Annotated in this window: 1 protein-coding gene and 1 pseudogene; both read right to left on the minus strand. The window is 74.2% G+C overall.

Annotation, left to right across the window (positions count from 1 at the left end; translation table 11 throughout):
• Window positions 1-1839: beta-ketoacyl synthase N-terminal-like domain-containing protein (locus AB8Z36_RS39025; protein WP_369218104.1), on the minus strand; the 1839-nt coding region annotated here is incomplete at its 3' end.
• A pseudogene (locus AB8Z36_RS39030) lies at window positions 1823-1912 on the minus strand (beta-ketoacyl synthase N-terminal-like domain-containing protein); the annotation flags it as partial. The pseudogene AB8Z36_RS39030 and the gene AB8Z36_RS39025, both read right to left, overlap by 17 nt.
• Window positions 1913-1917 lie beyond the last annotated feature (5 nt).

Here is a 1917-nt window from a genome sequence, read left to right on the forward strand (position 1 = left end):
GGCGGGCACGTACTCCTCAAGGATGAGGTGCGCGCCCGCTCCGGTCGCCCCGAACGAGCTGAGCCCCGCCCGGCGCGGGCCCTCGGGCGGCGCGGGCCATGGCTCGGTGGCGCGCTGGAGCCGGAACGGGGTGCCGTCCAGGGCGAGCAGCGGGTTGACGGTGTCCGCGTGCAGGGAGGGCACCAGGGTGCGGTGGTGCAGTTGCAGCGCCGCCTTGGTCAGGCCCGCGATCCCGGCGGCGGCCTCCGCGTGCCCGATGTTGGACTTGACCGACCCGAGGGCGCAGAATCCCTGGTCCTCGGTGTGCCGTCCGAAGGCCGTGGACAGGCCCCTGATCTCGATCGGGTCGCCGAGCGAGGTGCCGGTGCCGTGCGCCTCCAGGCAGCCGATGGAGCGGGCGTCGATGCCCGCCTTCTCCAGCGCGGCCGAGATGACGGCGGCCTGGCCGACCGGGCTCGGCACGCTGAAGCCGCTGGCGGAGCCGACGTGGTTGACGGCGGACGCGGCGATGACGGCGTAGACGTGGTCGCCGTCGGCCTCGGCCGCGGCGAGCGGCTTGAGGACGAGGGCGCCGACGCCCTCCGCCGACACGTAGCCGTCGCCGCCCTCACCGAAGGAGCGGCAGCGTCCGTCGGAGGAGTGCATGCCGACGGCACCGTAGGTGCGGTACTTGCCGGGGTGCAGCGAGAGGTTGACGCCGCCCGCGAGGGCGATTTCGCACTCGCCCCGGCGCAGCGACTCCACGGCGAGGTGCACCGCCGTCAGGGAGGAGGAGCAGAGGGTGTCCACGGTCATGCTCGGGCCGTGGAAGTCGCAGACGAAGGAGACGCGGTTGGCGATCTGCCCCTGGTTGAGGGCGAGCGGCACGGGTATGGACGCCTCGGCGGCGACCAGCGTGTAGTCCTTGTGCATGGCCCCGGCGAACACGCCGACGGAGCGCCGCCGGTCGGGCCCCTTGGCCTCGGCGAGCCCGGCCGGGGTGTACCCGGAGTCCTCGATCGCCTCCCAGCAGGTGCGCAGGAACCAGCGCTCCTGCGGGTCGGTGATCTCTGCCTCGGGGCGTGAGATCCGGAAGAAGCCGGCGTCGAACCGGTCGACGCCGTCCAGGAATCCGCCCCAGCGCGAACCGTCCGCCTCCCCCGGCGTCCACCGCCGCGCGGGCACCTCGGTGACGCTGTCCCTGCCGTCCTTGAGGTTCGCCCAGAAGGCGGCGAGGTCCTCGGCGCCGGGATAGTGCCCCGCCATACCGATGATCGCGAAGCGTTCGGTGCCCGGGACGGGCAGGCGGCGCCGCTTCAGGCGGGGCCGTGCCAGCGGCTCACGGACGCCGGACCCTTGCGAGGTCCGCCCCGCGAGGACGGCGTGGGCGTTGGTGCCGCCGTCGGCGAAGCTGGACACGGCGGCGACGAGCGGGGCGTCCGGCCAGGGCGTGAGGGCCCGCTCGAAGCGCAGCGGCGTCGCGGCGAGGTCGAAGTGCTCAAGGGGCTGCCGCCCGCTGAGGAACGGCACGAGGGCGCGGTTGCGGAGCATCAGGACGGTCTTGATGACTCCGGCGATGCCCTCGGCGCACTGCGGGTGGCCGATGTTGGGCTTGACCGAGCCGAGCGAGCAGGGCGTGTCGGACCCGTCGCGGTAGACGGCCGCGATGGCCTTCAGCTCGATCAGGTCGGGGATCTGCGAGCCCGCCGCGTTGGTCTCGATGTACGTGACGTCCTCGGCGGCGACCCCGGCCTTGGCGAGGGCGCGGGCCATGACGCTCCGCTGGGCGCCGGGGTTGGGGGTGGGGGGGGGGGGGCCGTCCGGCCTCGGCCGCCGCGWSCCGCTTGAGCAGGAGGACACCGGCGCCCTCGGCGGGTGTGAAGCCGCGCGCCCGCCGGTCGAAGACGTGGAACTCCGTGCCGGTGTTGAGCAGCCCCG

This window comes from Streptomyces flavofungini (assembly GCF_041028215.1).
Lineage (GTDB): Bacteria > Actinomycetota > Actinomycetes > Streptomycetales > Streptomycetaceae > Streptomyces > Streptomyces flavofungini_B.